13 protein-coding genes and 1 pseudogene are annotated in these 19,878 nt (G+C 74.0%); 6 read left to right on the top strand and 8 right to left on the bottom strand.

Going from position 1 to position 19,878, the window contains the following annotated elements:
• Positions 1 to 775: 775 nt before the first annotated feature.
• Positions 776 to 1,930, bottom strand: coding sequence for a tyrosine-type recombinase/integrase (locus tag AB0D01_RS31610; RefSeq protein WP_363061283.1), 1,155 nt, complete (start codon positions 1,928 to 1,930; stop codon positions 776 to 778).
• 95 nt (positions 1,931 to 2,025) lie between these two features.
• Between AB0D01_RS31610 and AB0D01_RS31605 the strand changes: the two are divergent.
• Positions 2,026 to 2,190, top strand: a pseudogene (locus AB0D01_RS31605) (pirin family protein); the annotation flags it as partial.
• Positions 2,191 to 2,427: 237 nt separating this feature from the next.
• The gene (locus AB0D01_RS31600) at positions 2,428 to 3,678 is read left to right on the top strand and encodes a cytochrome D1 domain-containing protein (protein ID WP_363061281.1); all 1,251 of its coding nucleotides are present in this window, start codon (positions 2,428 to 2,430) and stop codon (positions 3,676 to 3,678) included.
• 647 nt (positions 3,679 to 4,325) lie between these two features.
• Here the strand turns inward: AB0D01_RS31600 and fabG are convergent.
• The 4 genes from fabG to AB0D01_RS31580 form a co-directional block, all read right to left on the bottom strand.
• Positions 4,326 to 5,114, bottom strand: coding sequence for a 3-oxoacyl-ACP reductase FabG (fabG, locus tag AB0D01_RS31595; RefSeq protein WP_363061287.1), 789 nt, complete (start codon positions 5,112 to 5,114; stop codon positions 4,326 to 4,328).
• Between the two features lie 164 nt (positions 5,115 to 5,278).
• Positions 5,279 to 6,448, bottom strand: a complete 1,170-nt coding sequence (locus AB0D01_RS31590) for a beta-eliminating lyase-related protein (protein ID WP_363061279.1) — start codon at positions 6,446 to 6,448, stop codon at positions 5,279 to 5,281.
• 174 nt (positions 6,449 to 6,622) lie between these two features.
• Complete coding sequence (locus AB0D01_RS31585) at positions 6,623 to 10,714, bottom strand: DEAD/DEAH box helicase (RefSeq protein ID WP_363061277.1); 4,092 nt, start codon at positions 10,712 to 10,714, stop codon at positions 6,623 to 6,625.
• Between the two features lie 204 nt (positions 10,715 to 10,918).
• A complete protein-coding gene (locus AB0D01_RS31580) occupies positions 10,919 to 11,164 on the bottom strand; it encodes a DUF6243 family protein (protein WP_363061275.1) in 246 nt (81 codons plus the stop codon).
• A gap of 350 nt (positions 11,165 to 11,514) precedes the next feature.
• On the opposite strand from AB0D01_RS31580, the gene AB0D01_RS31575 reads away from it, so the two are divergent.
• Both AB0D01_RS31575 and AB0D01_RS31570 read left to right on the top strand, forming a co-directional pair.
• Positions 11,515 to 12,237: an SDR family oxidoreductase gene (locus AB0D01_RS31575; protein ID WP_363061273.1), complete on the top strand. Its 723-nt coding sequence runs from the start codon at positions 11,515 to 11,517 to the stop codon at positions 12,235 to 12,237.
• Between the two features lie 384 nt (positions 12,238 to 12,621).
• Positions 12,622 to 13,257: a carbonic anhydrase gene (locus AB0D01_RS31570; protein ID WP_363061271.1), complete on the top strand. Its 636-nt coding sequence runs from the start codon at positions 12,622 to 12,624 to the stop codon at positions 13,255 to 13,257.
• A gap of 391 nt (positions 13,258 to 13,648) precedes the next feature.
• On the opposite strand, the gene AB0D01_RS31565 is transcribed toward AB0D01_RS31570, so the two are convergent.
• The gene (locus AB0D01_RS31565) at positions 13,649 to 14,326 is read right to left on the bottom strand and encodes a TetR/AcrR family transcriptional regulator (protein WP_363061269.1); all 678 of its coding nucleotides are present in this window, start codon (positions 14,324 to 14,326) and stop codon (positions 13,649 to 13,651) included.
• A gap of 64 nt (positions 14,327 to 14,390) precedes the next feature.
• Here AB0D01_RS31565 and AB0D01_RS31560 point away from each other — a divergent pair, with 64 nt between their 5' ends.
• Both AB0D01_RS31560 and AB0D01_RS31555 read left to right on the top strand, forming a co-directional pair.
• Positions 14,391 to 16,004 (top strand): FAD-binding oxidoreductase, encoded by a 1,614-nt coding sequence (locus tag AB0D01_RS31560; RefSeq protein WP_363061267.1) that lies wholly within the window; start codon positions 14,391 to 14,393, stop codon positions 16,002 to 16,004.
• 439 nt (positions 16,005 to 16,443) lie between these two features.
• Entirely contained in the window at positions 16,444 to 17,175 is a 732-nt protein-coding gene (locus AB0D01_RS31555) for a helix-turn-helix domain-containing protein (protein WP_363061265.1), read from the top strand.
• Positions 17,176 to 17,428: 253 nt separating this feature from the next.
• On the opposite strand, the gene AB0D01_RS31550 is transcribed toward AB0D01_RS31555, so the two are convergent.
• Positions 17,429 to 18,313 carry a class I SAM-dependent methyltransferase gene (locus AB0D01_RS31550; RefSeq protein WP_363061263.1) on the bottom strand — a complete coding sequence of 295 codons (885 nt, stop codon included), beginning with the start codon at positions 18,311 to 18,313 and terminating at the stop codon, positions 17,429 to 17,431.
• A 25-nt stretch (positions 18,314 to 18,338) separates the two neighbouring features.
• A complete protein-coding gene (locus AB0D01_RS31545; protein WP_363061261.1) occupies positions 18,339 to 19,634 on the bottom strand; it encodes an aminotransferase class III-fold pyridoxal phosphate-dependent enzyme in 1,296 nt (431 codons plus the stop codon).
• Positions 19,635 to 19,878 lie beyond the last annotated feature (244 nt).

Genomic DNA, 19,878 nt, shown 5'->3' with positions numbered 1-19,878 from the left:
CGGGCCTGAACAGCACGAGCGAAACCTCCGACGACGAAGCTACATGCCTGAACCGAGTCCCGCTCACAGAGCTCGTTTACGGGACAGCCCTTAGGACCGGAAAGATGTGGTGCTTTAGCAGGGAGTCGAGGTGCCTCGCGGACGAGGGGGCCAGATGGCGCTGCCCCAGTCTCCATTGCTCGGCATATTCCTTGAAAGTCATGCGGCCATATCGATCCGCCCGCTCTTGACGGAAGCCGGAGCTTGAGGATGCCTGAGACTTCGCTGCGTGTATCTCAGAAAGCCGGGAAACTGCCTTGGTTTGGGTTCGGAACCCTCCTTGCTCTGTCTGCCGCCCGCTCAAGCTGCGGTATCGGATCACGTATGGATGTTGACATCGCGACCACTCGTCACTCGAGTGGTTGCAGCGCTTGAATACTGTCCCCATACCTCGTGGGAGGGTCTTCATGGGTCTGGGCCTGCCTCTTGTGTGGAGCCGTTGAGATGTCTCGGTTGCTAGGTGGTCTGCCTGTGCTGGCGTATCCAAGCGTTGACCTCGGATACCTTGAATTGGATTTTGGCGCTGCGGCCCGAACCGAATCTGTAGCTGGGTAGGCCCAATCGAGCTGCCTCTCCGTAGACCCATGAGAGAGACATGTTGAGCTGGTGAGCCAACTGCTTGGCGGAGATGAAATCGCTTGAAATCGGAACTCCTTGCTCGAACTGCTGCTGACGGCATCCATGGTCCAGGGGATCCCCGGTTGGGCTAACCGGGGATCCTCTGGTATACGACCGGCTACGCAGTCAGCTCGACGTTGAGCATCTTGGCCGCCTGGCCGATCGATCCGGGCATGAGGTGCCGGTAGATCTTGAACGTTATCTCCAGGCTCTTGTGGCCCATCCACTCCGCGACGTCGGTAATCGGGATCCGATGTGCGAGGCAGTTCGAGGCGAAAAAGTGTCTGCAACCGTAGATCACCATGCCCTCTGGGATGTCGACGGCGCCGGAGCGCTTCAGCCTCTGCCACTGGTTCTGGAGCAGGTACGGCTGGTACGGGCGGCCAGCGTCGTGCGGATGGCGCAACAGATAGCCGTCCACCGTGCCGTACTTGTCGGCGTACCACTCGATGCTGTCCTTCACTCGGGCAGGCAGGGGAACGTCCCGATACTCGCCCGGCTTCCGGTGCTTGAGGCGCTCGTAGTGCTTGGTGGTCTGGTTGACCTGCTCGGTGACGCGGTACACGTCGTCGGCGACGATGTTGTTCACGTTGACCGCGGCCGCCTCCGCGTTGCGGAGGCCGCACCCGCTCATGACGTCGACCAGCAGGGTGAAGATGTCGTCGCCCGCGAGGCGCAGGTTGCGCAACTGCTCGGGCGACGGGATGACGGCCTTCTTGGGGTCGTAAACCGGTGCTTGCACGCCGAGCAGTGGGCTCTCTTCGAAGAGGCCGAGGCGGTGCGCGTCGAGCAGGATCGCCTTGAGCTTGTCGAAGGCGTTCGACTGCGTCGCCAGCCCGGCGCCGTTCCGCTCCATCGTGCGTATGAACCCGTCGACGACCTTGTGGTCGAAGGTGCCCATCCGGCGGCTGCCGAAGGCCGGATAGAGGTGGTGCTGCAGCAGCGAGTCGAGGTGGCCGACGGACGCCGGCGCGAGGTGGCGTTGGCCTTCCTTCCACGCGGTGGCGTACTCGTCGAACCGCATCTGGCCGTATCGCGCGATGCGCTGGGCCTTCGCCTGGTTCGCCGGCTTGGAGGCCTTCTGGTTGTGGATCTCCAACAGACGCTCGGACGCCTTGTCCTTGTCGGGGAAGCCGGACTCCTGGCTCTGCTTGCCGAAGGCATTGCGGTACCGGATCTTCCAGCCGTGGGCACACTTCGGCCAATAGGAGGGTGCGTGCCCGCAGTCCTTGAAGACGGTGCCGGTGCCGTGGATGGTTGTCGTGGCTGCCACGGTGGTAGTACTCCTTGGCTTGCGATGCTGACGGTTTGCTGACCTTCAGCGGCCTAGGAGTGCTCTGACCTGCACCGATGCTCCTGAGGAGTGGTATGTTCTGGAACTGGATCGGCCGCTCCCACGAGGAGATCGAGCGGTTCCGCGAGGACTGGACGAACGGCACCCGCTACGGCGAGGTCAAGGGCTACGACGGCCCCCCGATCCCGGCGCCGCAGCTCCCGCCGACCCACTTGAAGCCCAGGGGAAGGGTCCGCTGAGCTCGGGCTTCGGGGGTCTGTCGAGGGGTGATCCCGTATCGGGTCGCCGGCCGTGGCGGTCCGACGCGGTGTTCGCGCCGGGGCCTGGCCGTCGACCCCGCCCCGGAGGCGGGCCGGATTGCGGCATTCGGATGACTGGGGACATGTTGTGATTGATAATCAGATATAAGTACGCATAGAACGTTCCTCGCAGCTCGAACAGGGACACTCCCTGATCGGGTCGTTCGAGGAGGACCCATGCAGCACTTCGCCGTCCGCGGGAATCCGCGTGTGGGGAGCGTCCGGGGGTACGTGTCGAAGCGCGGCGTTCGGAAGGCTTCGTGCGCGGTACTCGCCGCCGCGGCCGTTCTGACGCCGTCCGTCGCCCTGGCGGCTCCCGCCGCACCGGGCACGTACGCGTACGTCGCCAACACGGGCCAGAACGAGGTCCGGGTGTTCGACACCGCCACCAACACCCTCGTGACGAGCATCGACACCGGAGCGTTCAGCGGGCCCCTCCAGGTCGCCGCCACCCGAAACGGCAAGAAGGTGTACGTGACGGAGCGGGACTCGGGCGCCGTTTCGGCGATCGACGCCCTCACCAACACCGTGGTGGCCGAGATCCCCACGGGGAACGGCACTCCGGAGAGCGTGGCCGTCTCGCCGGACGACCGTCGCGCCTACGTCACCGTGGAGGGGAACGGAGCGGCCAACCGCGTGGTGGCGATCGACACCGCCACCGATGCCGTCGTGGGCACCCTGGAGACGGGGGTGGACACGCTCCCGAACGGGCTGGCGGTCTCCCCGGACGGGAAGCGCGTCTACGTCGCCTATCGGGGCGCGGGTGTGGTGGCAGTGATCGACTCCGCCACCATGACGCCCGTCACGACGGTGGACGTCGGACCGAGCGCACCGCGCAAGGTGGCCATCTCGCCGAGCGGCGCGCGCGTCTACGTCACGGAGAACAACTCGGGCGAGGTATCGGTCATCGACACCGCCACCAACACGGTCGTGGTGCCGATTCCGGTCGGCCAGGGGCTGGACGGCGTGAAGGTCTCGCGGGACGGAAGGCGCGTCTACGTCGCCGACCGGAACAACTCCCGGGTGACGGTCATCGACGCCGCCACGAACAGCGTCGTCACGTCGATCCCCACCACCTTCGATCCCGCGGAGATGACGGTTTCCCCCACCGGAGCCCGCCTGTACGTCAGCCACCCCAACGGCGTGCACGGGATGTCCGTCATCGACCTCGCCACCAACTCAGTCTCCGCGACCGTCGACGGTCCCGGGCTCATCGGAATCGACCTGGGTTCGGTGCCCGGTACCTCGAAGGTGTCCTGCCCGGCCGGCAGCGTGCTGACCGGCGGCGGATTCGGATCCACCGGTCCCGCACCGGATCAGCTCGTCAGCAGGCCGGTACCCGGCACCGACGCCTGGGAGGTGAACGGGCAGAACAGGACGCGGGACGACGTCACCCTCACCCCGTACGCCGTCTGCGCCACGCCATGAGGGCCCCGCGACGACCCGAAGGCGGTCGCCGACCGCCCACGGGCCCGGGCCCCGGGTCCACTTCCACCGGACGATGATCAGGAGCACACGCATGCCGTCTGAAAGCACAGCAGCGACACGGCGGAGCGGTCCGCCGCGCCGGACCGGATGGGTCGCCGGAGCCGTCGTCTCGCTCGCCCTCACGGGCGCCGGCTTCGCGGCGCCCGCGGCCGCCGCCGGCCCGCAGGAACCGTCGGACGCGCGGTACCTGACGGTGGATCCGCCTCCGCACCACGACGCATGCGCCGAGGCGCGGCCGTGGGAGTCGTGCGAGCCCCACCCCGAAGGGCCGCCGTTTCCCCCCCGGACCCGCCGGACCTCCCGGCCCTGCCGGAGCCCCGGGACCGGCCGGCCCGGCCGGAGCCCCCGGTCCTGCGGGAGCCCAGGGCGCTCCCGGGGTCCCCGGCCCGGCCGGCACCCCGGGAGCGGCCGGGCCCGCCGGGCCCCAGGGCGTGGCCGGACCCGCGGGCCCCGTCGGTCCCCCCGGACGCGTCGCCACCCTCGTGATCACGGGCGAGCCCGTCCTGATCCCCGCAGCCCCGTAGCGGCTACCGGGCCCCGTCCGGGCTGCCGCACCGCGCGGCCGATCGACGGGGCCGGGGGGCGGGTCAGGGAGTGCGTGGGGTGAAGGCGTCCAGGGATTCGGGGAGGGTCTGGCCGCCGTCGACGGTGAGGGTCTGGCCCGTGATGAACGCGGCTTCGTCGGATGCCAGGAAGAGCGCGGCGTGGGCGACGTCGGCGGTCTCGCCGAGTCGGCCGAGCGGGATCGACGCGGTCATCCGCCGCAGGTACTCCTCGCCCAGCCCCGTGAGGCCCTCGGTGCGGACGTTGCCGGGCAGGACGGCGTTGACCGTGATGCCCGAGGGCGCGAGTTCGAGTGCGGCGCCCCGCAGGAATCCGAGCTGGCCCGCCTTGCTCGCCCCGTAGTGGGTCCAGCCGGTGTACCCGGTGGCGGGGCCGGTGATCGAGGAGGTCAGTACGACGCGGCCGTGACCGGCCCGCTCCATCGCCGGCAGGAAGGCCTTCACGGTCAGGATCGAGCCGCGCAGGTTGACCGCGAGGACGTCGTCCACGTCCTCGGCGCTCATGTCGCGCAGCGGCTTCTCCGGGAAGACCCCGGCGTTCGCGCACACCACGTCCACGTGACCGTGGCGCCGTTCCGCCTCGGCGGCCACCCGCTCGATCGCCTCCGGATCCCGCAGGTCCACACCCAGGCCCTCGACCCGTCCGCCCGTGGCGTCGGCGATCTCGTCGGCGGCCTCGCGGGCGACCGCCCCGTCCCGGCCGGTCACCACCACGGCCGCGCCGCGCAGGGCGAACAACTCCGCGATGCCCCGGCCGATCCCGCGCGTCCCGCCGGTCACGACCACGGACCGCCTTCGCCAATCGGTGCCCATCATCCCTCGCCCGCTCCCTCTCCGTCCGAACCACGCGCGAACCGGAGCCGCCGGAGCCGCTCGCTTCCGCCGGGGTCCGCGCACACCCGGGACAACGCCCGCGCCCCGAGGGCCGTCACGGCGTCGGAAGGGTGGGCCCGCCCTCCCGTCGCGGGGGCGATGTCCTACCGCGCGCCCAGCGCCTCGATGGCCTCCTCCATCTCGCGGACCCGGGCGCGCAGGCGCACCAGTTCCTCGCGTTCGGTCGGGGTCAGCGCGTCCGCCGGGCCCTCGCCGCGCTCCGCCGCCAGCTCCCGCGCGATCGCCTCCGCGAACGTGTCCACGTCCTCCTCGGTGGTGTCGAAGGAGGTCATCCAGCGGACCTCGCCGGTCCGCTCGTTCCAGGTGTAGAAGCGGAACCGTTTCTGGAGCCGCTCGGTGACGGCCGGGGGCAGGACGGCGAAGACCTGGTTGGCCTGCACCGGGCGGGCGATCTCCAGGCCCGGCAGTGCGCGCACCGCCTCGTACAGTCGGCGGGCCATCGCGTTGGCGCGGGACGCCGAGCGCAGCCAGAGGTCACCGCCGAGCAGCGCCTCGAACTGCACCGACATGAAGCGCATCTTGGAGCCCAGTTGCATGCTCGTCTTGCGCAGGTGGGCCATGCCGCGCACCGCGCGCTCGTCGAGGACGATCACCGCCTCGCCGAAGAGCAGACCGTTCTTGGTGCCGCCGAGCGAGAGGACGTCGACGCCGACGTCGGTGGTCATCTCGCGCAGGGACACGCCCAGGGTGGCCGCGGCGTTGGCGAGCCGGGCGCCGTCCAGGTGGACGAGCATGCCGAGGTCGTGCGCGTGGTCGCAGATCGCGCGGATCTCGTCCGGCGTGTAGCAGGTGCCGAGTTCGGTGGACTGGGCGATCGAGACGACCCGGGGCCGGGCGCGGTGCTCGTCCTCGAAGCCCCAGGCCTGACGGTCGATCAGCTCGGGGGTGAGCTTGCCGTCCGGGGTGGGCACCGTCAGGAGCTTGATGCCGGCGACCTTCTCGGGCGCCCCGCCCTCGTCGACGTTGATGTGGGCCGACTCGGCGCAGACCACGGCGTCCCAGCGGTCGAGCATGGTCTGGAGCGCGAAGACGTTCGCGCCGGTGCCGTTGAAGACCGGGTACGCGTGCGCGGTGGGGCCGAAGTGGCCGCGCACCACTTCCTGGAGGCGTTCGGTGTACACGTCCGCGCCGTAGCTGACCTGGTGGCCGCCGTTGGCCAGGGCTATCGCGGCGAGTATCTCGGGGTGCGCCCCCGCGTAGTTGTCGCTGGCGAAGCCGCGCTCGTCCGGGTCGTGCCGTCGCTGTACGGTCATGGTGCTCGCTCACTTGTCGCGGTCGTGGGGATGGGACGCAGGGGGCCCTGGGAGCGCCGCGAGTCCTGATCGTGATCTTTCTATCCGGGCATCTCGCCACCGGTCAATGGATCACCGGAGAAATGGCCGTGACATGGTGTCAGGGCCGAAGATCTTTCGGGGCGAGCGGGTTCTTCAGGGCCGTTCGGAGGCTCGGGGTGCGTCCGTCGCTTCGTGGAGGTCGCTCTCCGGCGGCCAGTCGGCGCGGTCGCGCAGGTGGTGGAACTCGGTCAGTTCGGAGGCGAGGACGTCGAAGTGCGCGAGCGGGGCCCACAGGGCGCGCTCGCCGATGACGTAGAGGCGGCGTTTGGCGCGGCTGGCGGCGACGTTGAGCAGGTGCGGGGTGCGGGCCGCCCACGCGCGGGCGCCGGGTCGGCCGCCGCCGAGGACGAGGACGACCACGTCGGCCTCCTTGCCCTGGGCCCGGTGGACGGTGGCGCAGCGCTCCTCGATCAGCGCGGACGTCCACTCCTCACGGCCCCGGCAGACCTTCTGGCACGCGGCGACCAGCGCCCGGAAGGGGGCGATGACGCGCACGCGTTCGACGTCCACGCCCTGCCGGCGCAGGTGGTCGAGGACGAACTCGAAGGCCCGGCGGTCGCGTTCGCCCCACGGCGCGTCGGACGGGCGCGCCGGATCGTCGGTGTTGAGCCAGCGGCTGGGGAGCAGGCCGTCCCGGTCCGCGTCGGGGAACGCCTTGTGCGCGGTGCCGTGGACCATCAGGCCCCCGTACGCGACCTCGTTGCTGACCGTGAACATCGGCTCCTCGCAGCGGCGGTGCACGCGCAGCGGCGAGCCCACCCAGACCTGCTCGTCGCCGCCGTCCGGGGCGGGCAGGTAGGTGCCGTGGCGGTTGGTCCGGTCGGCGACGGCCTGGGCCGAGGTGGCCGAGGGCAGCCAGTGCTCGTCGACGCCGTAGGCGCGCAGCAGCCGGTGCTGGAGGGCCGCGGGCATCGTGACGACCGGTTCGAGCTGGAGGGGATCGCCGACCAGGACGGCGCGCCGGGCCCGCCACAGGGCCCCGGCGGCGGCCTGCGGGGTGGCCTGTCCGGCCTCGTCGACGAGGACCCAGCCGATCGACTCCCGGCCGAGCCGGGCGAACATGCTGCCGATGGAGGAGAACGTCGTGGAGACGACGGGCACCAGGAGGAAGAGGGTGTGCCAGGCGTGCGCGACCTCCTCGTCGGGAACGGGCCCGTTGGTGCCGGCCATCAACTCCATGAGGACCTGGAGGTTGCCCCGGACCTTCTGCGCGGCCCCGGCGACGAACGCGCGGTGCAGGTCGAGCGCGGCCAGGAACAGGTCGCCGCGTGCGGTGGACCACGCCTCGTCCGACCAGGGTGAGCCGAGTTCCTGATCGGCCTCGTCGAGGTGTGCCCAGCCGAGGGGCAGGGACGGCAGCGTCCGGGCCGCCTCCCGCAGAGCGCGCCGGCGGTCGTCGAGCTCCGTCACGGCGGCCCGCAGGTCACGGCGGGCCGCGTCCGCGAGGTGGCGGACGTGCCCGAGGGTGGCGACCGCCACCGCCTCCCGCTCGCTCGCGGCCCGTTCCCGGTCGAGCGCGGCGGTGAGGTCCGCGAAGGCCCCGGCGACGGCGGTACCGGACCGGGCGTGCCGGTCCGCGGCCAGGGACTCGGCGCGCACGGCCTCGGCGACCCGCTCCACGGCCTCGTCGAGCGCGGCGCGCTGCCGGACGAGCAGGTCCGCGATCTCGGCCTGGGTGTGTTCCTGCTGCCGCTCCGCCGCCTCACGTTCGGCCGTGCTCCGCAGCAGGCGGCGCAGCCCCCCACGCAGGCCCCGCTCGACGACCGGGGGAGCGTCGTGGCGGACGGTGAGCGCGGTCACGTACTCGCGGTGGTGCGCGGCCCGTTCACGGGCGGCCGACAGGTCCGCGCGGGCGCCGGCCAGCTCCTGGTGGGCCCGCGGCACGTGCTCGGACGTCGCCCGGTGGGCGGCCTCGGCCGCCGCGGTGGCGCTCCGGGCGGCGGCCGAGGCGGCGGCGGCCCGGTCCAGGTCCGCGACGGCCTCGCCGACCCGCAGGTCGGCGCGGGTCACGGCGGCCTCCAGGTCCGCGAGCGCCCGACCGGCCGAGGGGGACTCGACGGCCGCCAGCGTCACGGCCAACCCGGCGCGCTCCGCCCGCAGCCGCTCGACCTCGGCCTGTGCGGCACGGAACGCGGCGACCGCGCCGGTCCACGAGGGCACGGCCTCGGCGGGGCCGGCCACCGCCGCCGCGGTCCCGTCCGCGCCGGTGGCGGGACGCGCGCCGCCGGGGCGGGGCCGGGGAGGGATCCAGTCGCCGAGGATCTCCCGCATGCCGCGCAGCGGCTCCAGCCCCGCGGCCTCGCGGGCGTCGCTCTCCTTCTCGGGCAGCCGGCCCCACCAGAAGCGTTCCCCGAACTCCCTGCGGTTGCCCTTGTTGCCGAGCACCGCCGCGACCAGACCCCAGGCCGGCCCGCCGAGGAGCGCGGAGGCGAGGTCGGCGAAGGGGTCGACGTAGGGGTCGGGGTCGCCGCGCCAGTGGTCGTCGAGCGCGTCGACGGCGGGCAGTTCGGCGGTGATGTTCTCCACGGCGCCGTTGTTGGAGGAGGCGACCACGATCTCGAACCCGGTCAGGCGCGGGTCGAGCCGCGACACGAAGCGGGCGTGGGCGCCCTGGCGGTCCCTGCCCCGCCACGCCGGGCCGGTGAACGCCTGCGAGGGCCGGTCGTACGAGGCCAGCACCGCCGCCCGCTCGACGACGAGGGCGGCGACCAGGTCGCGCAGCATCGTCGTCTTGCCCGTGCCGGGCGGCCCGTTCACGGAGAACATCCCGCCCCCGGTCCCCGCCCGGTCGGCGAGCATGCGGTCGACCGCGAACTGCTGGCTCAGCGCGAGCGGGAACCGCGCCGCCGCGGGCCAGCGGCCGGCCGGAACCAGATCCGGAGCCACGCCGTCCAGCACGACCCCGCGTTCCTGGCGGACGTCCGTCCGCGCCCCCACCGCGACCTCGTCGAGCTCCGTCAGGTACGCCTCCAGCGCCGGCCCGATCCCCTCGCCCACGGCGGCGGACACCCGGGCCAGATCGGGCGGGAGCAGGCTGTTCAGGAACGGGGCCGCGGCCGTGACCTTCGTACGAGGGTCACGCGGTCGGTGGACCAGCCGGCTGCGCACGCGGATCACGCGCGGCCGCAGGTGATCCCGTACGCCGCACAGGTCGGCGATCTGCGCGGTCAGGGCGACCAGGTCCGCGAACCCGAGCGCACGGCATCCGGCGCCGGGGACGGGGGCGGGGTCGGTGGCGGGGGCGGGGTCGGCGGCGGCTCCGGCGTCGACCACGGGTCCGGGCGCGGCTGCGGCGACCTCGACCGGCGCCCCCGCGCGGACCTCCCCGGCGCCGTCGGGCCGTCCCGAGCCCGAGCCCGCCTGCTCCCCGGCGGGGCGGCGGGCCGCGGCCCAGTCCGCGGCGCGGCGGACCAGGGGCTCCGTAGCGCCCTGGACCGCGGCGCCGGCGACCTCCCCGAACAGGGCGCCGACCGCGCCGACGGCGGCGCCGCCCAGGATCTCGGCGAGCAGCCGCTGCCAGCCCCCGCCACCGGCCGTGCCGCCCGGCGCTCCCGACGCGGCCTCGGCGCCGGGCCGGCGCTCGAAGACCGCGCCGGCCTCCGGGGCGGTGGGCCCGTAGGGGATCGCGGTGGCCGTGAGCTCGTCGACCGCCCGGCCGAACGCGTCGTCGAGCTCCTCGAAACCGTCGAGCCACCCCGGCGTGGACGGCCCCGGATCGAACAGCCGGCCCGTCGCCCAGGCGCACGCGGACACGACGGACGTGTCCTCGACCGGTCGGCCCTCGTCGTCCACGACCAGCGCGAACATCGCGCTCTGGCCCGACAGCACCAGCTCGGACTGCGGCACCCCGGGGTCGGGATCGGTCCCTGGCGGCAGTACCGCGATCATCGCCTGGCGAAGCAGCTCCAGGTCGAAGACCCCGCAGTAGACCTCGTGGCGCCACATCCGGCCGTACGGCGCCCGGCGCGCCCCCGTCTCCGGATGGTCCACGGCCCAGGGCAGCGGGGGCGCCGCCCGGCCCGGCTCCGGGGTCAGGTCGACGACGTACTCGTCCGCCGAACCGGAGCGCGCGGCGGGCCGCCGGCGGGGCGGCGCCGGGATGGTCGGCGGACTGAACAGCTCGATCGCGCGCCAGCACTGCAGCAGGGTCTCCCGCCGACGGTCCCGCGCGTCTGTGCTCCGCACCCACTGCCCCCGTGTCGCACGCGCGGCCCCCCGGCCGCTCTCCTGAAGATCAGCTGCGCCGCCGAATCTACCGGACCGTCAGCGGACCGGGTCCCGGTCGGGTCGGCGGGCCCGGCCGGGCCCGGTACGGCGAAGGGGCCCGTACCGCGCGGCGCGGTACGGGCCCCTCCCACGGGCGGTGCGCCGCCCCGCGGCGGCGGTGCCTCAGCTGCGGGCGGCGTCCCCGTCCTGCTGTCCGGCGGCGGCGGCGTCGTCGGTCGGGGAGGTGGCGGCGTCGGCCGTGCCCGCCTTCTCGCGCATGAGGCGGATCAGCTCCGCCTTGCGGTCGGCGGCGCTCTGGCGGTCGCGGTTGCGGTGCGGACCGTTGTCCTGCCGCTCGGCGCGGGACTGCCGCTTGCGCGGGCCGCCGCCCTGGCCCACGGGGTTGTTGATGTTCTTGCTGTCGGGCACGGGTTCTCCCGGTGGTGAGGTGGAGGGGTCTACGGATTCGGCGGTGGGGACGGGCGCGGCCACGGGGATGGACGTCGGCGGGTGCCCGTCACGCGTTCACTCGGGAATCGGCGTCTGGAAGAACATGACAAAGACGTTACCCCGTCGCTCCGCTCCCGCGGACCATGCCCCGTGCCACCCCGGAGCCCTCCTCGCCGTTGCGCCGCACGGGGGTATCCGGGCAGGTCGGGCGGCACCACGCCCGGTGGCGCCGGGCGGGCTCCGGCGGGCGGTGGTCTCCTGGGGCGGGAGCCGACGGCCCGCGCCGGGGCTCCGTCGTCCGCGCCCCCGAGGGAAAGGCCCCGACCGGCATGCCCAAGCCCCTGATCGTGATCACCGGCGCCAGTTCCGGCATCGGCGCGGCCACCGCCCGCCTGTTCTCCGCCCAGGGGCACCCGCTGCTCCTGCTGGCCCGCCGACTGGAGCGCATGGAGGAGCTGGGGCTGCCCGACGCCCTGTGCCGGAAGGTCGACATCACCGACCGGCCGGCCGTGGAGGCCGCCGTGCGCGAGGCCGAGGAGCGGTACGGGCCGGTGGACCTGCTGGTCAACAACGCGGGCGCGATGCTGCTGGGCCGGATCGCCGACCAGCCGGTCGACGAGTGGGAGCGGATGCTCGACATCAACGTGAAGGGCCTGCTGTACGCGACCCGCGCGGTCCTGCCCGCGATGGTGGACCGGGGCGCGGGCACCATCGTGAACATCGGCTCGGTGGCCGGCCGCAAGACGTTCCCGAACCACGCGGCGTACGTGGGGACCAAGTTCGCCGTCCACTCCATGTCGGAGAACCTCCGCGAGGAGGTGGCCGCCACCGGGGTCCGGGTGGTGACCGTGGCCCCGGGGGCCGTGGAGACGGAACTGCTGTCGCACACCAGCGACGAGCGGATCAAGAGCGACTACCAGGAGTGGAAGGAATCGGCGGGCGGCGCGCTGGACCCCGACGAGGTGGCCGCGGCCATCGCGTACGCCTACGGGCGGCCTCGGCACGTCACGGTCCGCGAGATCGTCCTGGCCGCGACCGGCCAGGAGTCCTGACCGGCCAGGAGTCCTGACCGGCGACGACGGGGCGGGTCGGTCGGGCGCCGGGGGCGCCCCCGCCGCCGGGCTCGATCACCCGTCCGGGCCGAAGGGGCGGGACGGCGCCGGAGGACCGCTCGTGAGCCGGCGGGGTCGCGCCGGCGCCCCGGCAGGGGTACGGCCGCGGAGCCCGGTGACGCGCTGCGCGGGGCGCGGGCCGGTCCGCACGCGCGCGGGCGCCGCCGGAGCCCGCCACCCGCGCGGGGGAGCGCCCGACCTGCGGGCGCCGACGGTCCCGGCGGACGCCCGCGCCGAGCGGGCGGGGCGGGCCGGGCCGCCGAGGTCCGCCCGTGCGACGTACCCCACGGTGTGCGGACGCGGGCGGGGCCGTAGCCTGCGGTCATGAGTACCTCGCTGTCACCGACTCCGTCCGAGGCCTACGAGCTGCTGCTGGCCGGCAACCGGCGCTTCACGGCGGGCGCCCCCGAGCACCCGAACCAGGACGCCGCGCGCCGCACCGAGACCGCACCGGCCCAGACCCCCTTCGCCGTGCTCTTCGGCTGCTCCGATTCACGGCTCGCCGCCGAGATCATCTTCGACCGCGGTCTGGGCGACCTGTTCGTCGTCCGCACCGCCGGCCACGTCGCCGGTCCGGAGGTGCTGGGCAGCATCGAGTACGCGGTGAGCGTGCTCGACGCCCCGCTGGTCGTCGTGCTGGGCCACGACACCTGCGGTGCCGTCGCCGCTACCCGCGCCGCCCTGACCGACGGCGTCAGCGCCACCGGCTACGTGCGCGACGTGATCGAACGCGTCACCCCCAGCGTGCTGGCCGCCCGCGCCGCCGGACTCACCGACGAGGACGACATCATCGCCGAGCACATACGGCACACCGTCGACCTCCTCATGGACCGCTCGCGCGTCATAGCCGACCAGGTCGCGGCCGGGCGCACCGCCGTGGTGGGCCTGTCCTACCGGCTGGTCGACGGCAGCGCCCGGGTGGTCACCACCCGCGGTCTGCCGAGCGAGGTGCCGGCCTGACCATCCCGTAGGGGTCCGGACGTCGCCGCGAAGGCGAGTCCGGACCGCCGCGGATCCGCCGTGTCCACCCCCGCCGGGCCCGCCCGTCGCGGGTGGACACGGCCCTGACCCCCCTCGCGCCGGGCGCGGGACCGTGCGGGCGCGAGGACGCCCCGGTCGCGCCGGGCAGGCCCGGCGGGGCGCCGGCCGCCGCCTCAAAGCGTGTTCATCAGGATGATGGCCGCGAGGTTCAGCAGGATGACGGCGAGGACGACGCCGATCCCGATCCAGGCCCTGCGTGATTCGTCCATGCCCGCCGGTCACCTCCCGACTCGGAGCCGGTCTCCCGCGCGCGGGAGACCTCCCGCCATGATGGCCCCGATCCGTCCGGTGCGCGTGTCGGCCGGGTCCGTCAGACGGGGCCGCCGGCGTCCGGCCCGTCGGCTTCGGGGGCTTCGGCCGCTTCGGAGGCTTCGGGGACGAGCGTGGCGGCGGTCGCGAAGAGACGGGCGCAGCGTCGGGTCATGGCCGCCGGGGTCTGTTCCGGGTGCTTGACCCACCAGCGGACGAGGGTGGCGACCAGGTCCCGCCAGACGTACAGAAGCGCGTCCGCGTCGAGCGGGTCGGTGGATCCGGCCGCGCGCAGCAGTTCGGCGGTGCCGCCGGCCGCGAGCCGGTCGATGGCCGACCAGTACTCCGAGGCCCGCCGGGCCGCCTCGCCCCCCTCCGGCAGGGTGGTGTCGTAGAGCACGAACCACGCCTCCCGTTGCCCCTCCAGCGCGGTGAAGATGCCGTGGAGCACGCGCAACGGGGTCTGCGGCGCGGCCCCGTCCGGGCCCATCGCCGTACGGATGGTGTCGAGGAGACGGTCCCCGACCGGGGTAAGGCAGGCGACGTAGAGGTCCTCCTTGGTCCCGAAGTACTGGTGCAGCAGCGTCTTGGTGACGCCCACGCGCGCGGCGATCGCGGGGAGCGACGCGGCGGCGTAGCCGCGGGTGCCGAACTCCTGCGTGGCGGCGTCCAGCATCTGCTGCCGGCGCTCGTGCCGGGGGACTCCCTTGGTGCCGGCTTTCGAGGAAGGGGTTGCCATGCGCCGATATTATCAGTAGGTAATTTACCGCTGGGTAAATTCCTCCGACCCCTGGAGCGCCTCCATGGCCGGCACCACCGCGCAGCCCACCTCCCGCACCCGTTCCTGGTGGGGCTGGGGCTGGACCGACGCGCACCCCGACGACGCCGAGTGCGTGGCGATGGGCGCCCTGCTCCCCGGCACGCTCGCCCGCCCGCTCCCCGTACCCCGGATCCGCGACCTCGGCATCGGCGCCCCCGCCGTCGCACCCCCGCCGAGCCTGGCCCACGTCCTCACCGCCGACCCCCGGGACCGCGCCGCGCACGCGAGGGGCAAGGCGTACCGCGACGTGGTGCGCGCCCTGCGCGGGCGGCCGGGCCGCGTCCCCGACCTCGTCGCCCGCCCGACGGACGACCGGGAGGTGGCCGACCTGCTGGACTGGGCGGGCGAGCGCGGGATCGCCGTCGTCCCGTACGGCGGCGGCTCCTCGGTCACCGGCGGTGTGGAGTACCGGGGCGACGCCCACCGGGCGGTGCTGTCCCTCGACCTGACCGCCATGGGGCGCGTCCTGGAGGTCGACACCGCCGGGCGGGCCGCGCGGATCCAGGCCGGCACCCTCGGCCCGAGCCTGGAGGACCAACTCCGGCCGTACGGACTCACCCTGCGGCACTTCCCGCAGAGCTTCGAGTTCTCCACCCTGGGGGGTTGGCTCGCCACCCGGGCCGGCGGGCACTACGCCACCGGCCGCACGCACATCGACGACTTCGTGCAGTCGCTGCGCGTCGTCACCCCCGCGGGGACGAACGACTCCTGGCGGCTGCCCGCCTCCGGGGCGGGCCCCTCGCCCGACCGCCTCTTCCTGGGCTCCGAAGGGGCCCTCGGGATCATCACGGAGGCGTGGGTGCGGCTCCAGGCCCGCCCCCGGCACAAGGCGTCCGCCGCGGTCGCCTTCGCCGACTTCGGGCGTGCGCTGGAGGCGGTCCGCGCCCTCGCGCAGTGCGACCTCGCCCCCGCCAACTGCCGTCTGCTGGACGCGGGCGAGGCCGCGATGGCGGGCGCGGCGCACGACGGTCACGCCGTGCTGGTCCTCGGCTTCGAGTCGGCGGACGGACCGGTGACCGACCGCCTGCGCGGCGCCGTCGACCTCGCCCGCTCGTACGGCGGCCGACCCGGTGACGGTGGCGAGGACGGCGCGGGCGCGGGCGGGGGCTCGGGTGACGCCGCCGTGGGCGCCTGGCGATCGGCGTTCCTGCGGATGCCCTACCTGCGCGACGGACTGGTGCGGATGGGCGCCGTGGCCGAGACCTTCGAGACGGCGGCCACCTGGGACCGGATACCCGCGCTGATCGACGCGGTCCGCACCGAGGTCGGCGCGGCGGCGCTGGGGGCCACCGGCCACCCCGCGATCGTCAACTGCCGCCTCACGCACGTCTATCCGGACGGAGCGGCGCCCTACTTCACCGTCCTCGCCGGCGGCCGCGAGGGCGACGAGGTCGCCCTCTGGGACGACCTCAAGGCCGTCGCCGGCGAGGTCCTGCACCGACACCGGGCCACCATCACCCACCACCACGCCGTCGGCCGGGACCACCGTCCGTTCTACGACCGCCAGCGCCCCGAGCCCTTCGCCCTCGCCCTGCGGGCCGCGAAGGGCGCGCTCGACCCGCGCGGCATCCTCAACCCCGGCGTGCTCGTGGACTGACCGGGGCCTCTCCGAAGCGCTCCCACATGTCCCATCCCGTCGGCCATGTGCGGATAATGACCGGTTTCCCGTTCTTCGGCCGTCGTACGCGACCGCGCGCCCCCACGCGCGGTCGCGCGGTCCGCGCCCACCCTGCGCAGACGGTGAAATCGCCGCCCCAAACCCCTCCCGACGTACTCGTGCGAAGTGACTTGTTCACGGTGCCGGGCGAATTTCCACCGAGCCGGCGACCAACTCGGTACTGCTACAGTTTTCTTTCCGTACAGATTCCGGCCGTCGAACTCGGTCGACATCGGCGGGAACGCGGCACGAGAAGCGTCCCCGAGAACCGGAAACCCTGTACGCAACAGGTGTTCCCGACGACATCGGATGCCTTGTTCGCGGTGGGCGCGTCCGCATGTCCTCAGCCGCTCCACCGGGCCCCTCAGGGGAGGTGTCTTTGTCCGATCAGCGCTCTCGTTCCATGCTCGCGCGCGGCCTGAGCATTCTGCGTTGCTTTCGGCCGGGTGAACCAGAACTCCAGCTTTCGGAGATCGCGCGCAGAGCCGATATACCGAAGGCCACCGCGCACCGGATCATCGCGGAACTCGTCGAGGAGGGGATGTTGGAGCGGGGGGAGAGGGGACTGAGGCTCGGCGTCGCGCTCTTCACCCTGGGCACGCGGGTCCCCCGGCAGCTCAAACTGCGCGACCTGGCCTTCCCCTACGCCGAGCAGCTCCACCACGTCACCCGGGGCAGCGCCTTCATCTTCATCTCCGACTCCTGCGGCCGGGATCCCGCCCTGGTGGACGCGGTGCGCCGCGTGCCCGGTGCGGGTGCCCGGCCGGGGGTCGAGGACGAGGCGTGGGCCTCGGCCCGCGCGGCCGCCCGGGTCTTCCACGCCTTCGGCGCCGCGTCGCCGGAGCGGCCCCCGGCGGCACCCCGGGCGGAGGTCGAGGGGGAGGTGGGGCGGGTGCGGAACCAGGGCTTCGCCGCCGTCCGCGGTGCCACCGGCGCCGTGGGCATCGCGGCGCCGCTCCTCACCACACCGGGCACGGCGGTGGGGGCCCTGGCCGTCACCGGCCCCCACGGTCGGCTCCAGGTGGCCGGGGCGGTCTCGCACCTCAGGGCGGCGTGCGCCGCCGTGTCGCGGGCCCTCCAACGCACTCCCGAGCTGGCGCCCGCGCACTGAACCCCGCTCCCGTCACGCCCGCGCGGTCCACCCCGGCCGCGCGGGCGACGGGGGTGCGGGGGCCGTGTGGGGGCGCGTACTTCGGCCCGGAGCCGGCCGGGGCGGAACCAGCCGGCCCCGAACCAGCCGGGGCCGACCGTGCCCCGGATCGGCAGAGTGCCGGGCCGGGGGACCGGGAGGGCCGGGCGGACCAGGAGGGCCGGTTGGGCCGGGAGGGCCCGAGGGTCGGCACCGGTGGCGACGGGGCGTCACATCACGCTCTGCGCGCCGTGATCAGGGCCGGCGACAGGCGCCCCGCCACGTACTCCGCGCGGGCCGCCGCGAGCGTGTCCCGGATGAGGTCGGTCGACGCCGCCCCGTAGATCCCCACCACACTGCCCCGGAAGACGCGGAGCACCTTCAGGCGGTCCGCGAGCAACGCCACCGCCCAGTCCGTCAGATCGCGGCGGACGACGTCCACGAAGCCCGCGCCCGCCAGTGCGCGCAGCCGCTCCGCGAGCGGCGTCGTGCAGAAGACCGCGCGCGGGTGCGTGACCCGGAACGCCTCCGACGGCCCGCCCTCCCCGGGCGTCAGGCTCACCTCCTCCGTGACGGCGAGCAACCCGCCCGGACGCAGGACCCGCGCGGCCTCGCGCAGGACCTCGCCCGGCGCGGGGAAGTGCGGCATCGATCCCGTGACCAGGACGAGGTCGAGCGAGGCGTCGGCGAGGGGAACGGCGCCGGCCGAGGCGCACAGGAACGTCGACGCCGTACGCCCCTGCGCCCGGTCGATGTCCCGCGCGACCGCGCAGTGTTCCGGGACGAGGTCGATCCCGAGGGCCCGACGCACCGGTGCGCCGCGGGCGGTGAGCCGGTCCACCGCGTACCGCAGCGCGCCCCCGAATCCGCTGCCCAGCTCGCACAGGTCCGCGGTCCGCTCGGCGCGGGCGAGGACCGCCTCGACGACCAGGTCGCAGCCCTGCGGCCCGAAGTGCCCCATCTGGTCCAGGCCCAGCAGCCCCTCGGGCCCCTCCCGGCCGGTGAATCCGACGATGGCGCGTTCGGTGCGCTCCCAGTCGTGCAGCGCGGGGAACAGGCCCCGGTGGTAGCGGTACTGGACCTCGCGCCGGTCGCTCGGCGCGGGCTCGGTGTACGGCACGGTGACGGACCTCCCGGTGGGCGTTCTACGGTCGCCCCGCGGCGGGTGCGGGTCGCGCGGGGCGCGCGGCGGGGCGGAACTCTTCGGGCACGGCGGCGCAGACGGCGTCGAGGATCGCGAGGGCCTCCCGCGCCTCCTCGTCCGAGGCGACCAGGGGTGGCAGCAGCCGGAGGACCTCGGGCCGGCCCAGGCAGGGGGAGACCACGAGCCCGCACCGCCCGAGTTCCATCAGCACCTCCCCGGCCGCGGCGGCGCCCGCGAACTCCACGCCCCACAGCAGCCCCCGGCCGCGTACGGCGCGGATCAGGTCGAGGTGGCGTCCGGCGATCTCGGCGAGACCCTCGGCGAACAGGTGCTCCAGCCGCCTTCCGCGCTCCGCGAGCTCCTCGACCACCGCCAGGGCGGCCAGCCCGGCCGCCGCCCCGAGGGGGTGCCCGGAGAACGTCGTGGTGTGCGCGAACGGGTCGGCGGTCAGCGGCGCGTACAGCTCCGGCGTGGCCAGTACGGCGGAAAGCGGCTGGACCCCGCCGCCGAGCGCCTTGCCGAGCAGTACGGCGTCCGGCCGCACGCCGAGGTCGACGGCGACCGACCGGGGCCCGCAGCGGCGCAGCCCGGTCTGGACCTCGTCGGCGATCACGAAGGCGCCGCGGGCGCGCGCGGCGTCCGCGAGGGCCGTCAGGAACCCCGGTTCCAGGGGGCGTACGCCTCCCTCCCCCTGGACGGGCTCCACCAGGACGGCCGCCACGTCGTCCGGTTCGAAGGCCGCCGGGATGGCGGAGATCCGGGCCGGGACGTGGGTGACACCGCCGAGCAGGGGCTCCAACGCGCGCCGGTAGCGCGCGTTCCAGGTCGCGGCCAGCGCCCCCAGGGACTTCCCGTGGTAGCCGCCCTCGACCGCGACCACCCGCGTACGGCCCGTGGCCAGGCGCGCCAGCTTCAGCGCGGCCTCCACCGCGTCGCAGCCGTTGAGCCCGAGCCACACCTTCGTCAGCCGCCCGGGGTCGGCCCAGCCCGCGAGGGCCCGGGCGAGTCCGGCGGTCGTCCCGTTGGCCAACACCCGGCTGGACACCGGCACCGCCTCCAGCTCCCGCCGTACGGCGTCCAGCACCGCGGGGTGGCGCTGCCCGAGCAGGGTCACCGCGTAGCTGCCGAAGTCGAGGACGGTGCGGCCGTCGGAGAGCACCAGCCGGGCGCCCTCGCCGCGGCTCTCGATCGCACCGGAGCCGTTCATCCCGTAGACCAGGGCCAGCCGGGGCGACTGGTGCCGGCGCGTCGCCTCCAGCGCGCTCCGGGCGGCCTCGCGTCCCTCGGTCGCGTCCACCGCCACCGTCCTCTCCTGGTCGGTCCGGTCCGGTTCCCGGCCCGCCGCCGGCGCGGTCGCGGCGGGCGGACGCCGGGGCGCGGAGAAACGGTCCGGTTCACGGTTCTAGCGGCTCGACCGGGCCCGTGAGAAGCCGTGTTCCGGCTGCCGGAACGCCCGTTGCACAGCGCCGACGGCTCCTGGAAGGCTGGGTCGGGCCGCCGGCGGAGCATGGGCCCCGACGGAATACCGGAAGGGCTTCGGA

The sequence above is a fragment of the Streptomyces sp. NPDC048606 genome, from assembly GCF_040650855.1.
Taxonomy (GTDB): Bacteria; Actinomycetota; Actinomycetes; order Streptomycetales; family Streptomycetaceae; genus Streptomyces.
Note: the sequence above shows the minus strand (reverse complement) of the source record. Positions and strands in the feature narration are given on the sequence as shown.

Bases quoted from the DNA above. Each gene is read 5' to 3' on its own strand.
- AB0D01_RS31600 (WP_363061281.1), top strand. From the start codon at position 2,428: ATGCAGCACTTCGCCGTCCGCGGGAATCCGCGTGTGGGGAGCGTCCGG.
- fabG (WP_363061287.1), bottom strand. From the start codon at position 5,114: ATGGGCACCGATTGGCGAAGGCGGTCCGTGGTCGTGACCGGCGGGACG.
- AB0D01_RS31590 (WP_363061279.1), bottom strand. From the start codon at position 6,448: ATGACCGTACAGCGACGGCACGACCCGGACGAGCGCGGCTTCGCCAGC.
- AB0D01_RS31575 (WP_363061273.1), top strand. From the start codon at position 11,515: ATGCCCAAGCCCCTGATCGTGATCACCGGCGCCAGTTCCGGCATCGGC.
- AB0D01_RS31570 (WP_363061271.1), top strand. From the start codon at position 12,622: ATGAGTACCTCGCTGTCACCGACTCCGTCCGAGGCCTACGAGCTGCTG.
- AB0D01_RS31565 (WP_363061269.1), bottom strand. From the start codon at position 14,326: ATGGCAACCCCTTCCTCGAAAGCCGGCACCAAGGGAGTCCCCCGGCAC.
- AB0D01_RS31560 (WP_363061267.1), top strand. From the start codon at position 14,391: ATGGCCGGCACCACCGCGCAGCCCACCTCCCGCACCCGTTCCTGGTGG.